Genomic DNA, 23580 nt, shown 5'->3' with positions numbered 1-23580 from the left:
CCCTCCCCCCCCCCCCCCACCACCCCCCCCCCCCCCCCCCCCCCCCCCCCCCCCCCCCCCCCCCCCCCCCCCCCCCCCCCCCCCCCCCCCCCCCCCCGCGGCCGGAGTGTTCACGTCACGGACGGCCCCCGGTCGCCGGCACGGTCCGTGATCATGCGGTCGGGCCGGCCCTGCGCAGCCAGTACATCGCCGTCAGCGGCAGCAGCACCGGGATGAACAGGTAGCCCATCCCGTAGTCCGACCACACCGTGGCGTCGGGGAAGGCGGACGGCTCCACGAGCGTCCAGGTCCCGACGATCAGCACGCCCGCGAGCTCGGCGGCGCAGCACACCAGCGCCGCCCGGCGGGCCGTCTCGCCGCCCCGGACGAGCGAGTACGTGATGAAGCCGTACACCAGACCCGCGACGGCGGACAGCGAGTAGGCGAGCGGGGCCTTGTCGAACTCCGTCGAGATCTGCACCGCGGAACGCGACACCGCCCCGACCACCATCACGCCGTACAGCCAGACCAGCAGCATGCCGGGCCCGCGGATGAGCCGGACCCGCTTCCGCCCGGCCGGCGCCTCTGCCGGGGGTACGTTCCCGTTCTCGCCGGCGGCCGGCATCTCAGCCTCCCCAGATGTCGTAGAGCCGCACTTCGAGCACGGCGAGGACCGCGCCGCCGGCCGCGACCGTGATCGAGCCCCAGCGGGTGCGCTCGGCCAGCGACATGAACCCCGCGGCGGGGACGCACGCGACGGCGCCGAGCAGATACGCCACGAAGATCGTCGTGCCCTGTTCCGGCTTCTCGCCCCGCGACAGCCGGACGATGCCGACGACCAGCTGCACCAGGGCGAGCAGCGACACCACGGCCATGCCGATGAAGTGCCAGTCCTTGGTGGGCTGATCGCGGTAGGCGGCCCAGCCGCACCAGGCGGCGAGCAGGAGTGCGGCGACGGCGGTCGCGACCGTCAGGGCATCAAGCATGCCGCGACCCTATTACGGGCCAAAAGGCCCGATGCCCCCGCCCCCGGCGTGCCACGGGAAGGCGGGAGCCCCCGGCAGGGTATCCGTGGCGTTGGCCACAGCCGTGCCACACGCGGTCCGGGTCCGGGCTCACCGCCGTGGGCCGTCCGTCCCGTCCGCACTGGTCACGCGCGGGCGGAGCGCCCGGCGCCCTCGGGCGCGCCCGGCGTCCACGGCTGTCCGCTATTCGGACAGCGGTGCGGGCCCCCGGGCATACGTCTGCTTTACTGATCGCATGACCACGACGAGCAGCCGCATCCTTGCGACCGAGGCGACCACGACGCCCGGTGCTCGTTGTATGTGTCGAATGTGCGCCTTCTGAGGGCCCCCGCACCACCCCCGAGCCTCGCGCCCCGAAGCGAGACGGCTGTGCCGTGTCCGTAGCTCCTGCGTGACCGAGCCGGCCCCCACGCACACGTTCTCCCCGGTTCGACCGCCCCTCGCGAGAACCGTGCCGCGTTCCCGACCGCATGCACCCGTGCCGGGGCACACCCACGCCCCGCACTCGACAGTGACGGAAACCCAGTGATCACGACAACGGGCCTGACCAAGGTCTACCGCTCGCGCGGCCGTGAGGTGACCGCCCTCGACGGCGTCGATCTGCACGTACGCGAGGGCGAGGTGTACGGCGTCATCGGCCAGTCCGGCGCCGGCAAGTCCTCCCTCATCCGCTGCGTCAACCTCCTGGAGCGCCCCACCGCCGGCACCGTGACCGTCGCCGGGCAGGACCTCACCGCCCTCGCCGGCCGCGGCCCGCGCGCCGGCCGGGAGCTCCGCAGGGCGCGCAGCCACATCGGCATGGTGTTCCAGCACTTCAACCTGCTGTCCTCGCGCACCGTGCAGGACAACGTCGAACTGCCCCTGGAGATCCTCGGCGTCTCCGGCAGGGAGCGTTCCCGCAAGGCGCTCGACCTGCTCGACCTGGTGGGCCTCTCCGACAAGGCGAAGGCCTACCCGGCGCAGCTCTCCGGCGGACAGAAGCAGCGCGTCGGCATCGCCCGCGCCCTGGCCGGCGACCCGAAGGTGCTGCTCTCCGACGAGGCCACCAGCGCCCTCGACCCCGAGACCACCCGGTCCGTCCTCCAGCTCCTGCGCGACCTGAACCGGCAGCTGGGCCTGACCGTCCTGCTCATCACCCACGAGATGGACGTCGTCAAGACCATCTGCGACTCGGCCGCCCTCATGCAGAACGGCCGCATCGTCGAGTCCGGCACGGTCACCGAGCTGCTCGCGACCCCCGGCTCCGAGATGGCCGCGGCACTCTTCCCGGTGAGCGGCGACGCCTCCGCCGACGACCGCACCGTCATCGACGTCACCTTCCACGGCGAGGCCGCCACCCGGCCCGTCATCTCCCAGCTCTCGCGCACCTACAACATCGACATATCGATCCTCGGCGCCGCGATGGACACCGTCGCGGGCAAGCAGGTCGGCCGGATGCGCATCGAACTGCCCGGCCCCTACGAGGAGAACGTCGTGCCGATCGGATTCCTGCGGGAGCAGGGCCTGCAGATCGACCTCGTCGGCCAGGCGGACCAGCAGTCCGCGCTCGTGAAGGAAGGTGCCAAGTGACCTGGTCGGAGATGCAGCCACTGCTGACCCAGGCGTGTTGGGACACGTTCTACATGGTCGGCTGGTCCACGCTGATCGCGATCGTCGGCGGCCTGCCGCTCGGCCTCCTGCTCGTCCTCACCGACCGCGGGGGACTGCTGCAGAACGTCGTGGCCAACAAGGTGATCGGGCAGGTCGTGAACATCGCCCGCTCGATGCCGTTCATCATCCTGATGGTCGCCCTGATGACCTTCACCCGCACGATCACCGGGACGACCATCGGCCGGGAGGCGGCGATCGTGCCGCTCGCCGTCGGCGCGATCCCCTTCTACGCGCGGCTCGTCGAGATGTCCGTCCGCGAAGTCGACGGCGGCCTGGTCGAGGCCGTGCAGTCGATGGGCGGCAGCACCTGGAAGACCGTACGCAGCGTCCTCGTGCCCGAGGCCCTCCCGTCGCTGATCTCCGGCGCCACCACGACGGTCGTCGCGCTCATCGGCTACTCCGCCATGGCGGGCACGGTCGGCGCGGGCGGACTCGGCGACATCGCCATCCGGTACGGCTACCAGCGCTTCGAGACCGGCCTGATGTGGATCACCGTGGCGGTCCTGGCCGTCGCCATCTCCTTCCTCCAGTTCGGCGGCGACTTCGCCGCGCGCGCCCTGCACCGCAGGGGTGCCAGGACCGGCCCCCTGCTGCTCTTCCGCCCCTTCAGCGGCATCTTCCCCGGCACGGTCGCGACCGACGCCGTCAGGAAGAGCTGACCCCGGACTCCCCGTCCCACTCGGACGGGGCCGCTTCACCCATAAGGAAAGGCACTTTTCGTGCGTAACACCGCCAAGATCACCACCGCCGTCCTCGCCGCCGGAGCCCTCACCCTCGGCCTCAGCGCCTGCGGCTCGGACAAGGACTCCGCCTCCGACACCAGCGGCCCGCTGATCGTCGCCGCGAGCCCCACCCCGCACGCCGAGATCCTCACCTACGTCAAGGACAACCTGGCGAAGAAGGCGGGACTCGACCTGGAGGTCAAGGAGTTCACCGACTACGTCACGCCGAACACGGCGACCGAGGACGGGTCCGTGGGCGCCAACTACTTCCAGAACCAGCCCTACCTCGACGACTTCAACAAGAAGAAGGGCACCCACATCGTGCCCGTCGTCACGGTGCACCTGGAGCCGCTCGGCCTGTACTCGCACAAGGTCAAGAAGGCCGACGAACTCAAGAGCGGCGCGACGGTCGCCGTCCCGAACGACACGGTCAACGAGGCGCGGGCGCTCAAGCTCCTCGACGACAACGGGATCATCACCCTCAAGAAGGGTGTGGGCAACGAGGCGACCCCCGGCGACATCGTCAAGAACCCGAAGAACCTGAAGTTCAAGGAGCTCGAGGCCGCCCAGACGCCCCGCTCCCTGGACGACGTCGACGCCGCGGTGATCAACGGCAACTACGCCATCGAGTCCGACCTCAAGCCCGCCGACGACGCCCTCGTCCTGGAGTCGGCCAAGAACAACCCCTACGGCAACTTCCTCGCCGTGAAGAAGGGCAGCGAGGACGACCCGCGCGTGAAGAAGCTCGCCAAGCTCCTCACGTCGCCCGAGGTGAAGAAGTTCATCGAGGACAAGTACGCCGGGTCCGTCCTGCCGTCCTTCTGATCTCCGACCCGGGGCCACCCCCGGCCGGTTGCCCCCGGCCGGGCCCGCCGGTCACCCCACGGGGTCCGCTCTTCACCGGGAGTGGACCCCGTGATGCGGTTCGGTGCTTCCATGCTGCATGCTGGGCAGTTCAGCAGGCCCGACGACATCCGACGGCCCGACGGCTTCCGAAGGTTACGGAGCGGCGCATGACGAGCACCTTCCCCGGCATCTCCATCAGCACGGAGCGGTTGGTGCTGCGCCCGCTCGAAGAGGACGACGTCCCGGCCCTGGCCGAGATGATGAACGACGAACTGGTCGCCGCCTGGACCTCCGTACCGCAGCCCTTCACCGAGGACGGCGCCCGCCGCTGGATCGCCGAGTACGCGCCCGCCCAACGCGCGGCGGGCCGCGGACTCGACCTGGCCGTCACGGAGTTCCTCACCCAGCGGCTGGTCGGCATCGTCCAACTCGGCAGGACGAACTGGCACGTTCGCTCCACCGAACTGTCGTACATCATCGCTCCCTGGGCCCGCGGCGAGGGCTACGCGTCCGAAGCCGCCCTCGCCACCGCCCAATGGCTGTTCCGCGACCAGGACTTCGAGCGCATCGAGCTGCGCACGGCCGCCGACAACACGGCCTCCCAGCAGGTCGCCCAGAAGATCGGCTGCATCAGCGAGGGCGTCCTGCGCAACGCCTGCATAGCGCGCACCCGCACCGAGGACGGCACGTGGGCCGACCTGCGCACCGACTTCATCGTGTGGAGCCTGCTCCCCGAGGACCTCGACGGCGTCGCCGAGGAACTCGCCGAGACGACCGGCTTCACGTCGTACTCCGACTGGAACTGAAACCGCGGGACCGCTCCCACCCTTGGCGGGGGCCGTCGCCGCACCGCCCAGGTCCACCGGGTACCCTCACGGAGCCCGTGCGCGGGCAGTCCCCCGACACGCTGCGAAAATTACCTGGAGACTGACGACGATGGCCGACCGGGTCACGGTGATCGGCTGGGACGGCTCGCCGCTGACCGCCGCGGCGCAATCCGCTCTCCGTGCCGCCACGCTGGTGGCGGGCGCCGGCCACCACCTCGAACTCCCCGAAGTGCCCGCGACCGCCGAGCGCGTCCGCCTCGGCAGCGTCGCCCTGGCCGCCCGCCGCATCGCCAACCACCGCGGTACCGCCGTCGTCCTCGCCGACGGGGACCCCGGGTTCTTCGGAGTCGTCCGCACCCTGCGCGCTCCCGAGTTCGGTCTTGAGGTCGAAGTCGTCCCCGCCGTGTCCTCCGTGGCCACCGCCTTCGCCCGCGCCGGAATGCCCTGGGACGACGCCCACGTGGTCGTGGCACACCCCCGCTCGCTGCGCCGCGCCGTCAACGTATGCCGCGCCCACACCAAGGTCGCCGTCCTCACCTCACCCGGCGCCGGCCCCGCGGAACTCGGTCTGCTCCTCGAAGGAGTCCACCGCACCTTCGTCATCTGCGAGGAGCTCGGCACCGGCCGCGAGCAGGTCAGCGTCGTCACCTCCGACAAGGCCGCCGACCACACCTGGCGCGATCCCAACGTCGTCATCGTCATCGGCGGCTTCGTGGCCGCGGCCGAGGGCGGCGGCTGGATCGCCGGACGCGAGCCGGGCGCGGGCCCGCGCGGCTGGGCGCTGCCGGCTACGGCCTACGGCGGTGTGCTCGGCGAGGGCGAGACGGATCTGCTGCGCGCCGCGCAACTCGCCCGGCTCGGGCCGCGCATCGGTGACCTGGTGTGGGACATCGGCTCAGGGAGCGGCGCCTTCGCCACCGAGGCCGCCCGCACCGGTGCCGCGGTCATCGCGGTCGACCGGAACCCGGCGGCCTGCGCGCGCACCGACGAATCGGCCCGCCGCTTCGGCGTCCAGGTCCAGGTCGTGCCCGGCACCGCCCCGCACATCCTGGAGAACCTCCCCGAACCCGACGTCGTCCGGGTCGGCGGCGGGGGCGCGGCGGTGGTCTCCGCCGTCGCCGACCGCCGACCGCAGCGCATCGTGACCCACGCGGCCACCCGTGACGCCGCCGAACTCATCGGCCGGGACCTCGGTGAGCACGGCTACCAGGTCGAGTGCGCCCTTCTCCAGGCCGTCGACCTCGACACGCGGGCCTGGACGGAGAGGGAGCGGAGCGTCGCGTTCCTGCTCACCGGGCGTCTGCCTGATCGCGCCCCGTGATCGGCTTGTCGTACCGCGCGCGGTAGGCTGGCCGATCGTGGTACCGCACTTGTGCCCGGCGCTTCGTCGGCCAATGTCCGGAAAACGCGCCCCTTTTGGGTCGGGTGTGGTACGGCGTCGACCGGAGGACGCGCAACGTGGCGCAGTCCACAGTGGACCGTCGCGGATCAAGCTGTCGCGACGGCGGGACGACCGCGACAATGCCAGTTAATGGCTTTGTCTCCTTTGCGGGCGGGTCGTTCGTGCCGCTGGGCACGCACGCTCGTTCTTCTCTGCGGGGGGCGGTCGGTGCGCCGTTCCGGGCGAGCTGGTCGTAGGAGCACTAACCGATGGGCGAGGGGTACGCATGACCGACACCGGCCAGGTCCCGGGCGAGGGACTGCCTGAGAACGCAGGCATGGTGGAGCAGCCGGGCGTCTCCTCGCTCGGTGCGTACACCTACCTCGACCCCTCCGGCGCCCCCGCCGAGGACGACGATCTGCTTCTCATGCCGGGCGCACAGGGCGCGTGGGGCAACGAGGTGGCACCACCCGCCCCGATGCCCCTCGCCCCCGACCCGCACCCGCTGTTCGTCCCGCAGACCGCGCACGAGCCCGGTCCGCACGAGACGGGTGGCCGGGACAGCGGCTCGGTCGATCTCGGCGGTGTCCGGACGGCCGCCGCTCCGGCGCCCCAGCCGGCGCCGCCCCGCCGTCCCCTGCACCTCGGTCCGCCCACCCCGGACGGCTCGTCCAGCCCCGTGCGCTCGCTCGCGGACCGCGGCCCGGCGGGTGCGTCGACCGCCCCCGCGCCCGTACGCCAGACCGCCCCGCCGGCCAACGGGCCCGAGTACCCCGACGTCCCGCAGCTCGGGGACGTCCCGCAGCAGGGCGCGCCCTGGGGTGCCGCACCGCAGCCGGCCACCGGGGGGATCCCCGCAGAAACGGTCGTCCCGGAGGTGGCACCGACCGCGGAGGCCGGGCCCGCCCCGGAACCGGCGCAGGTCGCGGACGTGTCCCCGGAGCCGGAAACCGCACCGCCCGTGGAGACCGCCGAGGCCGCGCAGGCCCCGGACGTCATCGAGGCGCCCCGGGCCGCGCCCGCTGCGCAGGCCGCGCCCGCCGGGCCCGCTCCGGACGAGGCCCCGGTGCCCGAAGCACCGCAAAGCACTGAGACGCCGGAAGGCATCGACACGCCCGCAGGTATCGCTACGCCCGCAGGCATCGACACGTCGGGGGCCCCCGACGCCGTACCGGCACCCGAGACCGGAGCCGTGCCTGCCGGTGACACCGCACTCGCGCCGGAGGACTATCTGCACCAGCAGGCCCTGGACGGTGCCGTCCTCACCGACGCGTCGCCCGCCCCGCAGGACCCGGACGCACCGCCGATCCCGCAGAACCTCGACGGCTCGCCGGACCCGCACGCCGGGCACGTGACCGACTTCCAGACCGGGCAGCCGCTGCCGCAGGCACAGACCGACCTCCACGGACCCGCCGTTGCCGAGCCGTCCGCCCCCGAGGGGGAGGAATTCGAGCTCGCGCAGCACGCCGAGTCCGGGCCCTCCCTCCCGGCGCCGGACGTTCAGCGCGCCGCAGACCTTCAGCCCGCCCCGGACCTCCAGTCCCTCCCGGATCCGCAGGCCCTCCTGAACTCGCACGACGCCTCGTACGCGTACGAGCCCCGGATCGCGACCCCCGCACAGCCGCGGACCACCGAACCGGCAGCGCCGGACGCGCACGCCGCCGACACGGGGACCGCTCCGCCCACCGGGGCCGCCCTGCCGGACCCCGGTGCCTCTGACACGGACGTCGCCGCCGCCCCGTTCGTCGACGCCGGGCCCGCCGGGGACCCGCAGCAGCCGCCCGTGGAGGCACCGCAGCCGCCGGCCGGGACGGACCCCGTGCCAGCGGTCGACGCGGCGCACGCCGAGCCGGTCGCTGACGTCGCACCGGGTTTCGCCGCGTCCGAACCCGCGGCGCCGTACGTCCAGCAGATCGCCGAACCCGTCGCGGAACAGCCGCACGCCGTTCCGGTGGGCGTCGGCGTACCCCACGCCGTCCCGGGTCAGGCCACGGCCGGTCACGCGCAGGGCGAGGTCCTGCCGGACGAAACGGTCGCGTTCCCGGAGCCTGCGCCCGCCGCGGACCACCGGGAACAGAGCGTGGGCCGGCACGCGAACCGGCCCGTCGGTGAGTTCGTCCCCGTCGAGGGTTCGGTGCCGACGACGCCGCATCTGGCCCCGACACCCCCGCACGCCATGACGGTGCCGCCCCTGCCCCCGCAGGAGCAGCCGACCGCCCCGGCCCCCGACCCGGTACCTGTCACTCCGGAGGCGACCGCACCAGCCTCGGCACCAATCGAGGAGCTCCCGCTCACCGAGGAACAGGTCGAAGCCGAGGCGGACCAGCCCCTGGCGGCCGTGCCCGTCGTAGCCGAAACGCCGGCGGCAGAACCCGCGGCGGCCGAGCCCGTCGCGGAGGCACCTGCCCCGGCCCCCGAGCCGACGGGCGAACCGGAGCCCGCCACCGCCCTCCCGGCAGCCGAGGAACCCGACTCCGCCGTGCCCGCCCCGCGCGAGGCCGAGGCATCCCCCGTACCGGAGCCGCCCGCCGCGGACCCGGAATTCGTAGTCGCACAGCAGGCGGACGACCTGGACACCCAGGGCGCCGACCAGGAAGAGAGCACGGCCGCAGTGGAAAACGTGAGGGGGTCCACCGGCCCCGCCGCGCCCGGTTACGACGACGCCGAGCGCGAGGCCGTGCTGCGCGTGATGCGCGAGCGCCGCGACATCCGCAACGGCTTCCGCAGCGACCCGATCCCGCACGACGTGCTGCTGCGCGTCCTCGAGGCCGCCCACACCGCGCCGAGCGTCGGCCACTCGCAGCCGTGGGACTTCGTGGTGATCCGCTCCGCCGAGACCCGCCGCTCGATGCACGAACTCGCGGCGCGTCAGCGCGAGGCGTACGCGAAGTCGCTGCCCAAGGGCCGGGCGAAGCAGTTCAAGGAACTGAAGATCGAGGCCATCCTCGACACCCCGGTGAACATCGTCGTCACCGCCGACCCGACCCGCGGCGGCCGCCACACCCTGGGCCGCCACACGCAGCCGCAGATGGCGCCTTACTCCTCCGCGCTCGCCGTCGAGAACCTCTGGCTCGCCGCGCGCGCCGAGGGTCTCGGCGTCGGCTGGGTCAGCTTCTTCGACGAGCGTGAGATGGTACGCGCCCTCGGGCTGCCCGAGCACCTGGAGGTCGTCGCCTACCTCTGCGTCGGCTACGTCGACGAGTTCCCGGACGAGCCCGAGCTGATGCAGGCCGGCTGGTCCAAGCGCCGCCCGCTGTCGTGGGTCGTCCACGAGGAGACGTACGGCCGTCGCGCGCTGCCCGGTGAGGAGCCGCACGACCTGCTCGCGGAGACCGTCACCAACATCCGCCCCCTCGACGCCAAGGCGCTCGGCGAGGCCTGGGAGCGCCAGAAGCGGATGACGAAGCCGGCCGGCGCACTCGGCATGCTGGAGATCATCTCCGCGCAGCTGTCGGGACTGTCCCGCCAGTGCCCGCCGCCCATCCCGGAGCCCGCAGCCGTCGCGATCTTCGCCGGGGACCACGGTGTGCACGCCCAGGGCGTCACTCCCTGGCCGCAGGAGGTCACCGCCCAGATGGTGGCGAACTTCCTGGGCGGCGGCGCGGTGTGCAACGCCTTCGCCAACCAGGTGGGCGCCGAGGTCTGCGTCATCGACGTGGGTGTCGCCTCCGACCTGCCCGCGACCCCGGGTCTGCTGCCGCGCAAGATCCGTGCCGGCACGTCCGACATGACCACAGGTCCCGCGATGACACGCGAGGAGGCCAGGGCGGCCATCGAGGTGGGCATCGAGACCGCCCGCGACCTCGTGGCGGCCGGCAACAAGGCACTCCTCACCGGCGAGATGGGCATCGCCAACACCACCGCGTCGGCGGCCCTGATCTCGGTCTTCACGGGCGCCGACCCCGGCGAGGTGACCGGTCGCGGCACGGGCATCAACGACGAGACCCTGGCCCGCAAGACCGAGGTCGTCCGCCGCGCCCTGGAGCTGCACCGGCCGGACCCGGCCGACCCCGTCGGCGTCCTCGCCGCGATCGGCGGATTCGAGCACGCCGCCATGGTCGGCCTGCTGCTGGGCGGCGCCTCCCTGCGTACGCCGGTGATCCTGGACGGGGTCAGTGCCGGTGCGGCCGCCCTGGTGGCGCGCGCGATCGCCCCCGAGGTGCTTGCCGCCTGCATCGCGGGCCACCGCAGCGCCGAACCCGGCCATGTGGCAGCCCTGAACAAACTGGGCCTGCGTCCCCTGGTCGACCTCGACCTGCGGCTGGGGGAGGGCACGGGCGCGCTCCTGGCGCTGCCGGTGGTGCAGAGCGCGGCGCGGGCGATGCACGAGGTGGCAACGTTCGACTCCGCCGGGGTGACCGAGAAGTAGCACCGCGAGCGCCGTGCCCTGTCCCGCCCTCGCAAGGCGGTACGGGCAGGACACCGCCGCCCGGAGCCGGCTCGGCCCCCCGGACACCGACCCGGAGTCGGCTCGGCACCCTGGACGCCGACCCGGCATCAGAGCGGCACCCCCGGGACGCCGACCCGGCACCGGGCGGCACCCCCGGACACCGCCCCGGTCTCAGCCAAGCCCGGACACCGCCCCGGTTTCGGGCGGCACCCCCGGACACCGCCCCGGTCCTCAGCCCCGCCCGGACACCGCTCCCGTTTCGGGCGGGCCCGGGTGCGGGGAGGAAATCCGCACCCGCCCGCGCCACCACACGGACCCGCAGCTTAAAATCCGCACGTCAGGCCCGCTCCGAAGGCGCAGGGGGCCCGTCTCGCACCGCCCCGCAAGGAGCCGACCTGCCATGGCCGAACACCCCGCCTACCCCGTAGGCCTCCGCCTCGCCGGCCGCCGCGTCGTCGTCCTCGGCGGCGGCCAGGTGGCCCAGCGCCGCCTCCCCGCCCTGATCGCGGCCGGCGCGGACGTCCACCTCGTGTCACCGCAGGCCACTCCCTCCGTCGAGGCGATGGCGGACGCGGGCGAGATCAGCTGGACGCGGCGGCCGTACGAGGACGGTGACCTCACCGACGCCTGGTACGCCCTGATCGCCACCAGCGACACCGCGGCGAACGAGCGTGCCTCCGCCGAGGCCGAGCGGCACCGCGTCTGGTGCGTCCGCTCCGACGACGCCGACGCCGCCACCGCCTGGACCCCGGCCACCGGCCACAGCGAGGGCGTCACGGTCGCCGTGCTGACGACCGACGCGCGGGGCCGCGACCCCCGGCACACCGCCGCCATCCGTGACGCCGTCGTCGAAGGCCTGCGCGACGGCACCCTCGTGGCGCCCCACCACCGCAAGCGTGCCCAGGGCGTCGCCCTCGTCGGCGGCGGCCCCGGCGACCCCGACCTGATCACGGTGCGCGGCCGCCGGCTCCTCGCCGAGGCCGACGTGGTCATCGCCGACCGTCTCGGCCCGCGCGACCTGCTCGCCGAACTCCCGCCGCACGTCGAGGTGATCGACGCGGCGAAGATCCCGTACGGCCGGTTCATGGCCCAGGAGGCCATCAACAACGCGCTGATCGAGCACGCCAGGCAGGGCAAGGCGGTCGTCCGGCTCAAGGGCGGCGATCCCTTCGTCTTCGGCCGGGGCATGGAGGAGGCCCAGGCGCTCGCCCAGGCGGGCATCCCGTGCACGATCGTCCCGGGCATCTCCAGTTCGATCTCGGTCCCGGGCGCCGCGGGCATCCCGGTCACGCACCGCGGGGTCGCCCACGAGTTCACCGTGGTCAGCGGCCACGTGGCCCCCGACGACGAACGCTCCCTGGTCGACTGGGCGGCGCTCGCCAAGCTGCGCGGCACGCTGGTCGTCCTGATGGGCGTGGACAAGATCGGCGCCATCGCCCGCACGCTCATGGACAACGGCAAATCCGCCGACACCCCCGTCGCCCTGGTGCAGGAAGGCACGACGGCCGCCCAGCGCCGGGTCGACGCGACCCTCGCGACGGTCGAAGAGACCGTTCGCACCGAGGACGTGCGGCCCCCGGCGGTCATCGTCGTCGGGGAGGTCGTGAACGCGGGCGCGGGGCTGCTCACGGACCTTTTCGGAGCCGCGCCCTCCGGGCCGTCCGACACCCTGGCCTCCGGGCTCCCCGAGTAGCACGCTCCGCGTAACCCCGGGTAACCCACCCGTTCCGAGCCGTTGGCACCGCACCCACGACAAGGCAGTATCACCCTGTGGCCGATCTCATCACCGTTGAGGACCCCGACGACCCGCGTCTGCGTGACTACACGGGCCTGACCGACGTGGAGCTGCGCCGCAAGCGCGAACCGGCCGAGGGCCTGTTCATCGCCGAGGGCGAGAAGGTCATCAGACGCGCCAAGGACGCGGGCTACGAGATGCGCTCGATGCTGCTCTCCGCCAAGTGGGTCGACGTCATGCGCGACGTCATCGACGAGCTGCCGGCCCCGGTGTACGCGGTCAGCCCGGAGCTCGCCGAGCAGGTCACCGGCTATCACGTGCACCGCGGCGCCCTCGCCTCCATGCAGCGCAAACCGCTGCCGACGGCGGACGAACTGCTGCGGTCGGCCCGCCGGGTCGTCGTCATGGAGTCGGTCAACGACCACACCAACATCGGTGCGATCTTCCGTTCGGCGGCGGCCCTCGGCATGGACGCGGTGCTGCTCTCCCCGGACTGCGCGGACCCGCTGTACCGGCGTTCGGTGAAGGTCTCCATGGGCGCCGTCTTCTCGGTGCCGTACGCCCGGCTCGACTCCTGGCCGCGGAGCCTGGAGTCGGTGCGCGAGGCGGGCTTCGCCCTCCTCGCGCTCACCCCCGACGAGAAGGCCAAGACCCTCGACGAGACCGCGCCGCACAGGATGGACCGGGTCGCCCTGATGCTCGGCGCGGAGGGCGACGGCCTGTCCACCCGGGCGCTGGTCGCCGCCGACGAGTGGGTGCGCATCCCGATGGCCCACGGTGTCGACTCGCTCAACGTCGGCGCGGCGGCGGCGGTCGCCTTCTACGCCGTGGCGACGGGCCGCCCGCCTGCCTGAGCGTCCCGTCGGCCCGGGCGCCCCGGCCTGCCTGGCGTCCCGCCGGCCGATGCGTCCCGCCGGCCGATGCGCCCCGTCGGCCGATGCGCCCCGTCGGCGTCCGGGCGTCCTGCCCGACGCGCGTCCCGCTACCTCGCGGCGATCCGGTGTCCGCCGTCCGGCGGCGGGTACGACAGCTCGTGGCGTACGTCCGTGCGGGCGCCCCCGTTCCCGAGCCCCCGCGCCGGACCCTGGCAGCCCTGGGCCACCGCGATGCCCAGCGCCACCAGCAGCGTCACCACGACGAACACGAAGAGGCGCTGCCGCAGGAGCCGCGGATTGGCGGGCCGCCGGCCGGTGCCGGTGGTACGCGGGCCCGGCCGGCCCGCGCCGCTGCGGGGAGCGGGCCGCCTGCCGGAGCGTGTGGTGTTGCGCGAGGGTGCGGGGCGCGAACCCGACCGCGAGCCGCCGCCCGTGCGGGGCTGGGAGGTGCCCCGTGACCCCTGTGTGCCCTGCGGGCGGCGCTGGGTGCGCTGCTCGGCGTACTGCTCGGCGAGCCGGCCGCTCGGCCGGTCCGGGTCCGTGCGCGGGGCGGGCGGCCGTACGTCCGCGAGTCCCTGCGCCTCCCGGGCCGCGATCTCCTTGAGGCGCAACGACAGTTGCAGCGTGCTGGGCCGCTCCTCGGGATCCTTCGCGAGGCAGGCCCGCACGAGCGGGGCCAGCGCGTCGGGAACGCCGTGCAGCTGGGCCTCCTCGTGCACCACGCGGTACAGCATCACCTCGGAACTGCCGTGCCCGAAGGGCGAGTCGGCCGTCGCCGCGTAGGCGAGCGTGGCGCCCAGGGAGAAGACGTCGGTCGCCGGGGTGACGGCGGCGCCGCGCACCTGCTCGGGTGCGAGGAACCCCGGCGACCCGACCGCCGTACCGACGTGCGTGAGGGTGGAGGCACCCGTCGCCCAGGCGATCCCGAAGTCGATGATCCGGGGGCCCTTCGGGGACAGCAGGATGTTGGACGGCTTCAGGTCGCGGTGGACGACACCGGCCTCGTGCACCGCGACGAGCCCCTCGGAGAGGGCGGCGCCGACGGCCGCCACGTCGGCGGCGCTCAGCGGTCCCTCCTCGGCGACCTTGTCGTGCAGCGAGGGGCCGGGAACGTACTGCGTGGCGAACCACGGCCGCTCCGCGTCGAGATCGGCCGCGACGAGCCGCGCCGTGCAGCCGCCCCTGATCCGCCGGGCCGCCGAGACCTCGCGCGCGAACCGCGACCGGAATTCCTGATCCTCCGCCAGGTCGGGCCGGATCACCTTCAGTGCGACCCGCTGTCCACGCCGGTCGGAGCCCAGGTAGACAACGCCCATCCCGCCCGCGCCGAGCCGTCGGTGAAGCCTGAACGAGCCGACGACACGCGGGTCCTCGCGCCTCAGGCGCATCATCGCCATGTCCATCCCCGCTGCCCGGTCCGTTTGACGAGCCACAGCTTACGTTTCCGCGGCCGGGCGCGCGCATAGGCCGCGCCCTCGCGACCCGATCGATTGTCAGTGCCGGGTGGGAAACTTGAAAGGTGGTCAGGGAACGCGCGGCCAGGCCCGCTTCGAGCTGCCTGGGGTCCCAACCATCCGTCGCAGAAGGGGGATTGAGCCCATGAAGGGTGACCGTGTGGAGATAGTCGTGGACGCCGGGGACACGACGCGTACGTACGAGGTGGTGGCGAGCAGGGCGGGCCGCCGGGTGGAGACGGCGGTGCGCCGGGGCGTCGTGGAAGTGAGCGAAGTCACCCGAAGCGGATCAGTGGTGCGCACGGCACGCTTCATGGCCAATCGGGTGCTGGCCCTCGTCGAGCAGCCGATCCCGAGACAGGACAGCTCGGAAGAGTAGGGACACACCGGACGTCCCCTCCGGGAAGACCCTGAGACCTAGGACCTCATCTCCACCCAGGGGAGTACGTCGCAGGTCATCGCTCATCCTCCGGGAGGCCCGGCAATCGGTACGAGGGCATGACGACCGGCACCCGCCGGGCCCCTAGATTTGAGGACAAGCGGCGGGTGCAGCACTCGTCCCCCGAGGTCAGACACCCGCCGCCGTCAACAACGACAGAAACTCGGTCAGGAGAGGGACCATGGCCCACACGGCACCGCGGACGGCGATCCGCACGCAGGGACGCAAGGCGTACACCGCCGCGTTCGGCGGCAGCCCGGGCCGTCGCCACCCGTTGGTGGCGACAGCGATGGTCCTTCCCCTGGCGGCCCTGCTCGTGGTCGTGTTCGGCGGCTGGGAAGCAGTGGTCACACAAGCGTCGTCCGTGGGCGTGATGCTGGGGCGCTGAGCGGCGCCCCAGGCCCGGAAGAGCGGTCCGGGCGGGGACATCCGGCCAGGAAACCCCGTGGGGACGGGGGTGCGGCGGACGGCACAGATGCCCGCGCAGCTGGGGAGCTGCGCGGGCATTGCCATGCCCACGTCCGACCGACCACCAGGGACGGGGCCGCCACCCTAAGCCCCACGGCGGCACCGGGGCTGCCGCCGTGGGGGACGCTCCGCCGAGTCCGGAGTGGCCGCCGTGGGGGCGCAACCGCCGTGACGGGGCTGCCGCCCTGGACCGACCGCGGTGCCGGGCTGCCGCCGTGGGGGACGCACCGCCGTGTGCGGAGCGGCCGCCGCGGGGGACACACCGCCGTGACCGGGCTGCCGCCCTGGACCGACCGCGGCACCGAGGCTGCCGCCGCGGGGGACGCACCGCCGAGTCCGGAGTGGCCGCCGTGGGGACGCACCGCGGTACCGGGCGGCCGCTGTGGGGGATGCACCGCCGTGACGGGGCCGTCGCCGTGGGGACGCACCGCCGAGTCCGGAGTGGCCGCCGTGGGGACGCAACCGCCGTGTGCGGAGCGGCCGCCGCGGGGGACACACCGCCGTGACCGGGCAGCCGCCCTGGACCGACCGCGGTGCCGGGCTGCCGCCGTGGGGGACGCACCGTCGTGACGGGGCCGTCGCCGCAAGGGCGCACCGCTCTGTCCCGGGCCGCGCGCCGCCTGCGTACGCTCACTTCGAACCGAACGCATCCGAGGGGGACCCGTGACCGCAGACGTGCTGCCCGCCCTGACCGCCCGGGCACGCGGCGCGGCCCACCCCGGCGGCGCCGCCTGTGCACACGCCGAAGCCGTCCTCGCCGACCGGGCGGACGGCACCGTCGTGCGGCACGGCGACACCGTCGCCAAGGCCCACGACTCCGGTACGGACCCCCGGGAACTCTCCCGGCGTCTGGCCGTCGCCGCGCATCCCGGCCTCTCCGGTGTCCTGCTGCCGCCCCTGCGCCCGGCCCCCGTCGCCCTGCACGGCCGCCCCGTGACCTTCTGGCCCTTCGGCACCCCGGTCGACCCGGAGACTCCGGAGGCGGCCCCCTGGGAGGAGGCCGCCGTCCTGCTGGCCCGGCTGCACCGCACACGGGTGCCGGCCGGACTGCCCGCGATGCGCGGCCCGGCCAAGGCGGCCCGTGCGATCGGCCGGCTCACGGCGGCCGGCCCGCACCCCGCCGCCGAACCGGTCCTGCGCGCCTGGGCCGGCCTGCCGCCCTGGGCCCGCGCCGCGGCCCCGATGCCGGCCGCGCCCACCGCGCTCTGCCACGGCGACCTCCACCTCGGCCAGCTCGTGCGCCACCCGGCGGCGACCGGCCCCTGGCTGCTCATCGACGTCGACGACCTCGGCCACGGCGTGCCCGCCTGGGACCTGGCCCGCCCGGCCGCCTGGTACGCCTGCGGTCTCCTGCCGCCCGACGACTGGAGCCGCTTCCTGACCGCCTACCGGCAGGCCGGTGGCCCGGCGGTTCCCGCCGAGGGCGACCCCTGGCCCGCGCTGGACGTGCCGGCCCGCGCGCTCACCGTGCAGACCGCGGCGCTGGCGATCGCCAAGTCCGTGGCGGCAGGGCGCTCCTTGGACGAGGTCCAGCAGGCCGTGATCGACGCGTGCGACCGCATGGCCGCCCTCCCGCCGGAGTCCGCACGTGATCACGCGAAGTAGGGTGCAACCGACCGCAGGCCGGGCAGTGTCTGTCCTGATGTAGCGCGAAGCAGCGTTGACGACGAGGAGTTGAGCCGAGCATGCAGTGTCCGAAGTGCCACGCGCCCATGCACACCTACAACCGCAATGGCGTCCAGATCGAGCAGTGCAGCGGCTGCCGCGGGATCTTCCTGGACTACGGCGAGCTGGAGTCCCTGACCCGCCTGGAGTCCCAGTGGTCGCAGCCCGCTCCGCCGCCCCCGGGCGCCCCGCAGGCGTACCCCTCGGCCCCCGCCCCGGCGTGGGGCGCCCCGCAGGGCGGCCACGGTGGTCACTACGGCGGCCACGGCGGCCACCACCGCCAGAAGAGCTTCGGGCACATGCTCTTCTCGTCCTGAACCGAAGAGGGGGCCCTCCGCGCCGGAGGGCCCCTTGGCCGTTCCCCGGCCGGAGACGGCGCACGACGAAGCCCCCGGCCGTCGAGACGGCCGGGGGCTTCGGCTGGTGCGCGATACTGGGATTGAACCAGTGACCTCTTCCGTGTCAGGGAAGCGCTCTCCCGCTGAGCTAATCGCGCGGGACATGGTGCGGTGTACTGCGTGCGCGATACTGGGATTGAACCAGTGACCTCTTCCGTGTCAGGGAAGCGCTCTCCCGCTGAGCTAATCGCGCGGGACCGGATCTTCGACGAGATCCAGTGGACGATACTGGGATTGAACCAGTGACCTCTTCCGTGTCAGGGAAGCGCTCTCCCGCTGAGCTAATCGTCCTTGGAGGTGGAGACGGGATTTGAACCCGTGTAGACGGCTTTGCAGGCCGTTGCCTCGCCTCTCGGCCACTCCACCAGGAGTGCGGGGGTTCGGGAAGATCCCCCTCTTCCTACGAGCGGACGACCAGGTTCGAACTGGCGACCTCAACCTTGGCAAGGTTGCGCTCTACCAACTGAGCTACGTCCGCGTGTCGTTTCCGGTCGGCTCACGCGTCCCGGCGACGTGTTGAACTCTAGCGGATTCCCGGGCCAGTACAAAAACGCGTTTGTGCAGCGTGCTGCGGTGCGTCCGCGCCGGGACGCGGCCGGGCCCACCCGCAGGTCACCCGCCCTAGACTCGACTGCGTGCACGACCTCCCTGCTCTCGCCCGCTTCGGCGGCCTCGTGGCGACCCGCCTCCTGGACGTCACCAGCGACCCCGCGGCCCTGGAATCCACCGGCTTCTGGGCCGTCGCGGCCGACTTCGAGGGCAGGCTCACCTGCGCCCGTTTCGGCGACGTACGGGCCGAAGAGGTGCCCGCGCCGGTGCCGGGGGAGTGGCGGGGACCGGCGGCCGGTGACTGGACGTCGTCCCTCGGCCGCGTCGCGTACACCGAGGGCGTACGGCGGATCCGGAAGCACATCGCGGCCGGCGAGGTGTACCAGGCGAACCTCTGCCGGGTGCTCTCGGCGCCCGTCGCCCCCGGCGCCGACGTGGACGCGCTCACCGCGCTGCTGGCCCGCGGCAACCCCGCGCCGTACGCCGGGACGATCCGCCTGCCCGCCCACGGCGTCGAGATCGCGACCGCGTCCCCGGAACTCTTCCTGCGCCGCGACGGCCGGACCGTCGAATCGGGCCCGATCAAGGGAACTGGGCGGACGGAGGCGGACCTCCTGGAGAAGGACCACGCCGAGAACGTGATGATCGTGGACCTGGTCCGCAACGACATCGGGCGGGTCTGCGCCACCGGCACCGTGACCGTCCCCGACCTGTGCGTCGTCGAGAAGCACCCCGGGCTCGTGCACCTCGTCTCCACCGTCCGCGGGGACCTGCGCGAGGACGCGGGCTGGCCGGAGCTGCTCGCCGCGGCCTTCCCGCCCGGCTCCGTCACCGGCGCCCCCAAGTCCAGCGCCCTGCGGATCATCGACGCCCTGGAGACCGCGCCCCGCGGCCCCTACTGCGGCGGCGTCGGCTGGGTCGACGCCGACCGGGGCACCGGGGAGCTGGCCGTCGGCATACGCACCTTCTGGATCGACCGCGCCGAGGGTGTCCTGCGTTTCGGCACGGGGGCGGGCATCACCTGGGGCTCGGACCCCGAGGGCGAGTGGCGGGAGACCGAGCTGAAGGCGTCGAGACTGCTCGCGGTAGCGTCGGGGACGTACGAGGCGAGTGGAGGGACCCTTTCGTGAAGATCTGGCTCGACGGCGGGCTGCAGGACATCGAGTCCGCCCGCGTCTCCGTCCTCGACCACGGACTGACCGTGGGCGACGGCATCTTCGAGACGGTGAAGGTGGCCGACGGGCGGCCGTTCGCCCTGACCCGTCACCTCGACCGGCTGACCCGCTCGGCCCGCGGCCTCGGCCTGCCCGACCCCGACCTCGACGAGGTGCGCCGCGCCTGCGCCGCGGTCGTCGAAGCCGGCGCGACGGCGCTGGGCCGGCTGCGGATCACGTACACCGGCGGCCACGGCCCGCTCGGTTCGGACCGCGGCGAGCACGGCCCGACGCTGATCGTCGCCCTTGGCGGGACCGCCCGCCGCCCCGACTCCACCGCCGTCGTCACCGTGCCCTGGACCCGCAACGAGCGCGGCGCCCTCACCGGTCTCAAGACCACCTCGTACGCGGAGAACGTGGTCGCCCTGGCCCGCGCCCGCGAACAGGGCGCCTCCGAGGCGCTGTTCGCGAACACGGTGGGGCAGCTGTGCGAGGGCACCGGGTCGAACGTCTTCGTCGTCCTCGACGGCGAGATCCACACTCCGCCGGTCGCCTCCGGCTGCCTCGCCGGCATCACCCGCGCCCTCGCCGCCGAGTGGACGGGCGCCCGGGAGACCGACCTGCCGTTCGACGTCCTGGAGCGCGCCGACGAGATCTTCCTGACGTCCACACTGCGGGACGTGCAGGCGGTGCACCGCGTCGACGGGCGTGAACTGCCGGGCGCCCCGGGCCCGGTGACCGCCAAGGCGATGCGGATCTTCGAGGAGCACGCCGGGAACGACCTCGACCCGTAGCCGAACCGCCGGGAAATCCGGATGACGTCCGGCCGCCGGGCGGGTACAACACCCCTGATGACCACGACCCTGCGGCCGACCGAGCCGCTCCAGCACCACGCCGACGGGACGCGTTCGCGCCGCTACCAGGTGTGCGTGAACAGCCGTCCCGTGGGCGCGATACACCTCAGTACCCACGCGCTCTTCGGACCCGGCGTCGCCCGGGCCGCCGACCTGTGGATCGACGAGCCGGACCGCGGGCGCGGGCGGGGCACGGTGGCCGCCCTCGCCGTCGAGGAGGTGGCCCGCGGCTGGGGCTGCCGCCGGATCGAGGTGTCGGTTCCCGCCGACGCCGTGGCCGCCCTCAGGCTGACGAGTGCGCTTGGGTACGTCACACGCAACCGCGGCATGGAGAAGCGGCTCGGCGCCACACCCCCGCGGCTGCCCGCGGGCAGCCGTGCCCGCCCCATGTCCCAGGAGGAGTACGGACCTTGGGAGGCGCGGGCCAGGGAGAGCTACGTGCGGATCTGGATCGAGCGAGGCGTGCCCGAGGCGGAGGCGTACGAGAAGTCGCGGCGCGACCACGACGAGCTGCTGGCGCGGGGGACGGACACCGAGGACGTGCTGATCAGCGTCCTGGAGCACGAGGGAGTTCCGGTCGGCACCCTGTGGCTGGCGCTGCAGGACGACCGCGCCTTCGTCTTCGACGTCGAGGCCGACGCCGCCCACCGCGGCCGGGGCCACGGCCGTACGCTGATGCTGCTGGCCGAGGCGCAGGCGGTGGCCGCCGGCCGGCCCGTGATCGGCCTCAACGTCTTCGCGGGCAACACCCCGGCCGAGCGGCTCTACGAGTCCCTCGGCTACGAGACGACCGCCCACCACCTGTACAAGAACCTGCTGTAGGGCCGAGGCGGACGGGATCAGGCCTCCTGCTCCGCCAGCAGCCGGTCGGCGATCTCCTCGACGCGCTCGCGCAGCCCCGCCTGGCTCCTGCCGCCGTCGAGGCGCTCCCCGCCGATGACGTAGGTCGGCGTGCCCGTCACGCCGATGGCCTTCCCCTCGGCGTGGTCGGCGTCGACGATCAGGATGTGCCGGCCGTCGATCAGCGCGGTGTCGAACTCCTCGGCGTCCAGGCCGAGTTCGCGGGCCACCTCGACGAGGAACCGCTCACCTCCGCGGTCGAGTTCCTCGACGCGGCCGAGCACGGCCTCCACGTACGGCCAGGCCCTGCCCTGCTCCGCGGCCTCCTCGGCGGCCTGCGCGGCGGCGAAGGCGTGCTTGTGCTTGTCCAGCGGGAAGTGCCGCAGCCGCAGTTCGAGCCGGTCGCCGTAGCGGGCGCGCAGGGCGCGCAGGTCGTCCAGGGCCGTGCGGCAGTCGGGGCACTGCAGCTCGCACCAGATGTCCAGGACGGGGGTGACGGGGCGGGCGGCGGAGGAGTCGTTCATGGTCCCCAGTCTTCCAGCCGCGGCGCCGGTGCCCAACCGGGACCTCCGCGGTGCCGGTGCCCAACCGGGACCTGGGGAGGACGCCGACCCGGAGATGTCCCTGAGGTCCGCCCGGGCCGTGGCACGGCGGGGCGGGCTCGGTGCAGGATGGAAGGGACGCAGTAGCCCTTCCCGCCCGCACCCCGCCCGGAGGACCGGATGATTGCCGAGACCGTCTGTTCCGCCGTGTCCGCGGCCGGGCTGGGTATCGCCGTGGTCACGGCGTACCGCAAGCGTTTCCTCGCCGCGGCCCGCATCGCCGCCTACTCCCTGGTGCCCGTCGGTCTGGTGATGACCGGTGCCGTCGGCTGGGCGGCGGACACCGCCTTCAGCCCGACCGCGTGGGCCGGTTTCGCCGTACTGGGCGCTGCCTGGCTGCTGTTCCTGACCACCCGGGCTGTGGAGCGCCGCGGCGGCGGCACCCGCGAGGAGCGCAAGGCGGCGCGGGCCGCGCGGCGTGCGGCGGTGGCCCCCGAGGCGTCCGCGCCCTCGCTGGGGCAGAACACGCGCCCCACCGCGCGGCCCGCCCCCGCGCGGCCTCCGGCGGCGGCCCCGTCCGAGGACTTCAGCGACATCGAGGCCATCCTGAAGAAGCACGGCATCTGAAGCCGTACGGAGCACGGAGCCGGGTCAAAGACGGCCGGCACGCGGGAAGCCCTCAAGTGATCACATGCGCCCGCGGAAGTGATCACCTCCGGCGTCGTGCTGCGCGAAGATCAGTGAACTCCCGGTCATTTCGGGTGTCTTGATCGCCTGCGGGGTGTCCCGTAGGTCATCATCACCGCGAGATGCTGGACACAACACAGAGCGACACCGCCGCCCCTCCCGAGGAACGGCGAGGTTGTCTCTTCGCGCTTTCCCAGCCACCGCTGATGATCTTTCTGGCGGTGATCGGCTGTCTTCTGCTCATGGCTTCGCTGCACGACCTGCTGCTGCTCTGAGCCGTACACGGAGCCCCTGGCGTCACCCGCCGAGGGCTCCGTCAGCCCGCCGCTTCCTTGCGCCGCGCCCGGTAGGCCGCCACATGCAGACGGTTTCCGCAGGTCCGGCTGTCGCAGTACCGGCGGGAGCGGTTGCGGGAGAGGTCGACGAAGGCACGCCGGCAGTCCGGTGCCTCGCAGCGGCGCAGCCGTTCCTGTTCCCCGGCGACCACGAAGAAGGCCAGCGCCATCCCGCAGTCCGCCGCCAGGTGGTCGGCGACGGAGGCGCCGGGCGCGAAGTAGTGCACGTGCCAGTCGTAGCCGTCGTGGTCGGTGAGGCGCGGTGTGGTTCCCGCGGCGGCGACCAGTTCGTTGATGAGCAGGGCCGCGGCGTGCGCGTCGTCGGCCGCGAAGATGCCCGTGAACCGCGCCCGTACCTGGCGCACGGCCGCCAGATCCTGCTCCGTCAGCACCCCCACGTCGCTGATCTCGTGGTTGCGCACGAAGTCCTCGAGGGAGGCGAGGTCCGGGAGGCGGTCCGCCGCGTCGTCCTCCGGCGCGGTGTTCACCAGATCCACCACGGTGTCGAGCGCGCACCGGGTGTCGTGGGTGATCAGCACGTTTCGCTCCCTGGCCTGAAGTCGGGCGGGCGCCCGCCGATGGGGGGCCGAGCCTAGCGGCTCGGCGTCGGCGGAGGCCGGTACGGACCAGGTACCGGAACGCTCCGTGACAGCGGGACGCGCCTCGTGGGCACGCACCGGGGGGGGGGGGGGGGGGGGGGGGGGGGGGGGGGGGGGGGGGGGGGGGGGGGGGGGGGGGGGGGGGGGGGGGAGGGGGGTGGGGGGT

General features: G+C 73.5%; 22 protein-coding genes and 5 tRNA genes. 17 read left to right on the top strand and 10 right to left on the bottom strand.

Annotation, left to right across the window (positions count from 1 at the left end; translation table 11 throughout):
* Window positions 1-151: 151 nt before the first annotated feature.
* Both AC069T_RS36880 and AC069T_RS36875 read right to left on the bottom strand, forming a co-directional pair.
* Window positions 152-604 carry a hypothetical protein gene (locus AC069T_RS36880; RefSeq protein WP_478786905.1) on the bottom strand — a complete coding sequence of 151 codons (453 nt, stop codon included), beginning with the start codon at window positions 602-604 and terminating at the stop codon, window positions 152-154.
* 1 nt (window position 605) lies between these two features.
* Entirely contained in the window at window positions 606-965 is a 360-nt protein-coding gene (locus AC069T_RS36875; RefSeq protein ID WP_478786904.1) for a hypothetical protein, read from the bottom strand.
* 564 nt (window positions 966-1529) lie between these two features.
* Here AC069T_RS36875 and AC069T_RS36870 point away from each other — a divergent pair.
* From AC069T_RS36870 to AC069T_RS36835, 8 genes are all read left to right on the top strand, one after another.
* Window positions 1530-2573 carry a methionine ABC transporter ATP-binding protein gene (locus AC069T_RS36870; RefSeq protein ID WP_478786903.1) on the top strand — a complete coding sequence of 348 codons (1044 nt, stop codon included), beginning with the start codon at window positions 1530-1532 and terminating at the stop codon, window positions 2571-2573.
* Window positions 2570-3313 carry a methionine ABC transporter permease gene (locus AC069T_RS36865; RefSeq protein WP_478786902.1) on the top strand — a complete coding sequence of 248 codons (744 nt, stop codon included), beginning with the start codon at window positions 2570-2572 and terminating at the stop codon, window positions 3311-3313. Before AC069T_RS36870 ends, AC069T_RS36865 begins: the two co-directional genes overlap by 4 nt.
* Window positions 3314-3373: 60 nt before the next feature.
* Window positions 3374-4201, top strand: a complete 828-nt coding sequence (locus tag AC069T_RS36860) for a MetQ/NlpA family ABC transporter substrate-binding protein (protein WP_478786901.1) — start codon at window positions 3374-3376, stop codon at window positions 4199-4201.
* Window positions 4202-4389: 188 nt separating this feature from the next.
* Entirely contained in the window at window positions 4390-5028 is a 639-nt protein-coding gene (locus tag AC069T_RS36855) for a GNAT family N-acetyltransferase (protein WP_478786900.1), read from the top strand.
* Window positions 5029-5158: 130 nt separating this feature from the next.
* Entirely contained in the window at window positions 5159-6370 is a 1212-nt protein-coding gene (cbiE, locus tag AC069T_RS36850) for a precorrin-6y C5,15-methyltransferase (decarboxylating) subunit CbiE (protein WP_478786899.1), read from the top strand.
* Window positions 6371-6716: 346 nt separating this feature from the next.
* Window positions 6717-10799, top strand: coding sequence for a nicotinate-nucleotide--dimethylbenzimidazole phosphoribosyltransferase (cobT, locus tag AC069T_RS36845; RefSeq protein ID WP_478786898.1), 4083 nt, complete (start codon window positions 6717-6719; stop codon window positions 10797-10799).
* A gap of 421 nt (window positions 10800-11220) precedes the next feature.
* Window positions 11221-12513 (top strand): uroporphyrinogen-III C-methyltransferase, encoded by a 1293-nt coding sequence (gene cobA / locus AC069T_RS36840; protein ID WP_478786897.1) that lies wholly within the window; start codon window positions 11221-11223, stop codon window positions 12511-12513.
* Between the two features lie 77 nt (window positions 12514-12590).
* Window positions 12591-13409 (top strand): TrmH family RNA methyltransferase, encoded by an 819-nt coding sequence (locus tag AC069T_RS36835; protein WP_478786896.1) that lies wholly within the window; start codon window positions 12591-12593, stop codon window positions 13407-13409.
* 128 nt (window positions 13410-13537) lie between these two features.
* Here the strand turns inward: AC069T_RS36835 and AC069T_RS36830 are convergent, their stop codons facing one another.
* Window positions 13538-14833, bottom strand: coding sequence for a serine/threonine-protein kinase (locus tag AC069T_RS36830; protein ID WP_478786906.1), 1296 nt, complete (start codon window positions 14831-14833; stop codon window positions 13538-13540).
* Between the two features lie 196 nt (window positions 14834-15029).
* Between AC069T_RS36830 and AC069T_RS36825 the strand changes: the two genes are divergently transcribed.
* The 4 genes from AC069T_RS36825 to AC069T_RS36810 all read left to right on the top strand — a co-directional run bounded on the left by AC069T_RS36825 (window position 15030) and on the right by AC069T_RS36810 (window position 17773).
* Window positions 15030-15263: a hypothetical protein gene (locus AC069T_RS36825; protein ID WP_478786895.1), complete on the top strand. Its 234-nt coding sequence runs from the start codon at window positions 15030-15032 to the stop codon at window positions 15261-15263.
* Between the two features lie 241 nt (window positions 15264-15504).
* A complete protein-coding gene (locus AC069T_RS36820) occupies window positions 15505-15711 on the top strand; it encodes a hypothetical protein (protein ID WP_478786894.1) in 207 nt (68 codons plus the stop codon).
* Between the two features lie 743 nt (window positions 15712-16454).
* A complete protein-coding gene (locus AC069T_RS36815) occupies window positions 16455-17396 on the top strand; it encodes a phosphotransferase (RefSeq protein WP_478786893.1) in 942 nt (313 codons plus the stop codon).
* 80 nt (window positions 17397-17476) lie between these two features.
* Window positions 17477-17773, top strand: coding sequence for a TFIIB-type zinc ribbon-containing protein (locus tag AC069T_RS36810; RefSeq protein WP_478786892.1), 297 nt, complete (start codon window positions 17477-17479; stop codon window positions 17771-17773).
* Between the two features lie 104 nt (window positions 17774-17877).
* On the opposite strand, the gene AC069T_RS36805 is transcribed toward AC069T_RS36810, so the two are convergent.
* The 5 genes from AC069T_RS36805 to AC069T_RS36785 form a co-directional block, all read right to left on the bottom strand.
* A tRNA-Val gene (locus AC069T_RS36805) sits at window positions 17878-17952 on the bottom strand.
* Between the two features lie 23 nt (window positions 17953-17975).
* Window positions 17976-18047: transfer RNA gene (locus AC069T_RS36800), tRNA-Val, on the bottom strand.
* Window positions 18048-18073: 26 nt separating this feature from the next.
* Window positions 18074-18145, bottom strand: a tRNA-Val gene (locus tag AC069T_RS36795).
* A 1-nt stretch (window position 18146) separates the two neighbouring features.
* Window positions 18147-18220, bottom strand: a tRNA-Cys gene (locus AC069T_RS36790).
* Between the two features lie 39 nt (window positions 18221-18259).
* Window positions 18260-18332, bottom strand: a tRNA-Gly gene (locus AC069T_RS36785).
* Between the two features lie 157 nt (window positions 18333-18489).
* On the opposite strand from AC069T_RS36785, the gene AC069T_RS36780 reads away from it, so the two are divergent.
* The 3 genes from AC069T_RS36780 to AC069T_RS36770 are packed head-to-tail and all read left to right on the top strand — an operon-like array spanning window position 18490 to window position 21233.
* Complete coding sequence (locus tag AC069T_RS36780; RefSeq protein WP_478786891.1) at window positions 18490-19533, top strand: chorismate-binding protein; 1044 nt, start codon at window positions 18490-18492, stop codon at window positions 19531-19533.
* Window positions 19530-20351, top strand: a complete 822-nt coding sequence (locus tag AC069T_RS36775; protein WP_478786890.1) for an aminotransferase class IV — start codon at window positions 19530-19532, stop codon at window positions 20349-20351. Before AC069T_RS36780 ends, AC069T_RS36775 begins: the two co-directional genes overlap by 4 nt.
* 57 nt (window positions 20352-20408) lie before the next feature.
* Window positions 20409-21233, top strand: coding sequence for a GNAT family N-acetyltransferase (locus AC069T_RS36770; protein ID WP_478786889.1), 825 nt, complete (start codon window positions 20409-20411; stop codon window positions 21231-21233).
* 17 nt (window positions 21234-21250) lie between these two features.
* On the opposite strand, the gene AC069T_RS36765 is transcribed toward AC069T_RS36770, so the two are convergent.
* Window positions 21251-21775 (bottom strand): DsbA family protein, encoded by a 525-nt coding sequence (locus AC069T_RS36765; RefSeq protein WP_478786888.1) that lies wholly within the window; start codon window positions 21773-21775, stop codon window positions 21251-21253.
* Window positions 21776-21973: 198 nt separating this feature from the next.
* Between AC069T_RS36765 and AC069T_RS36760 the strand changes: the two genes are divergently transcribed.
* Window positions 21974-22420 (top strand): hypothetical protein, encoded by a 447-nt coding sequence (locus tag AC069T_RS36760; RefSeq protein WP_478786887.1) that lies wholly within the window; start codon window positions 21974-21976, stop codon window positions 22418-22420.
* A 182-nt stretch (window positions 22421-22602) separates the two neighbouring features.
* The gene (locus AC069T_RS36755) at window positions 22603-22755 is read left to right on the top strand and encodes a hypothetical protein (RefSeq protein WP_010988207.1); all 153 of its coding nucleotides are present in this window, start codon (window positions 22603-22605) and stop codon (window positions 22753-22755) included.
* Window positions 22756-22796: 41 nt separating this feature from the next.
* On the opposite strand, the gene AC069T_RS36750 is transcribed toward AC069T_RS36755, so the two are convergent.
* Window positions 22797-23354 (bottom strand): CGNR zinc finger domain-containing protein, encoded by a 558-nt coding sequence (locus AC069T_RS36750; RefSeq protein WP_478786886.1) that lies wholly within the window; start codon window positions 23352-23354, stop codon window positions 22797-22799.
* Window positions 23355-23580 lie beyond the last annotated feature (226 nt).

It is taken from the genome of Streptomyces sp. NPDC043867, assembly GCF_056435845.1.
This window is presented reverse-complemented; position numbering and strand designations above follow the sequence as displayed.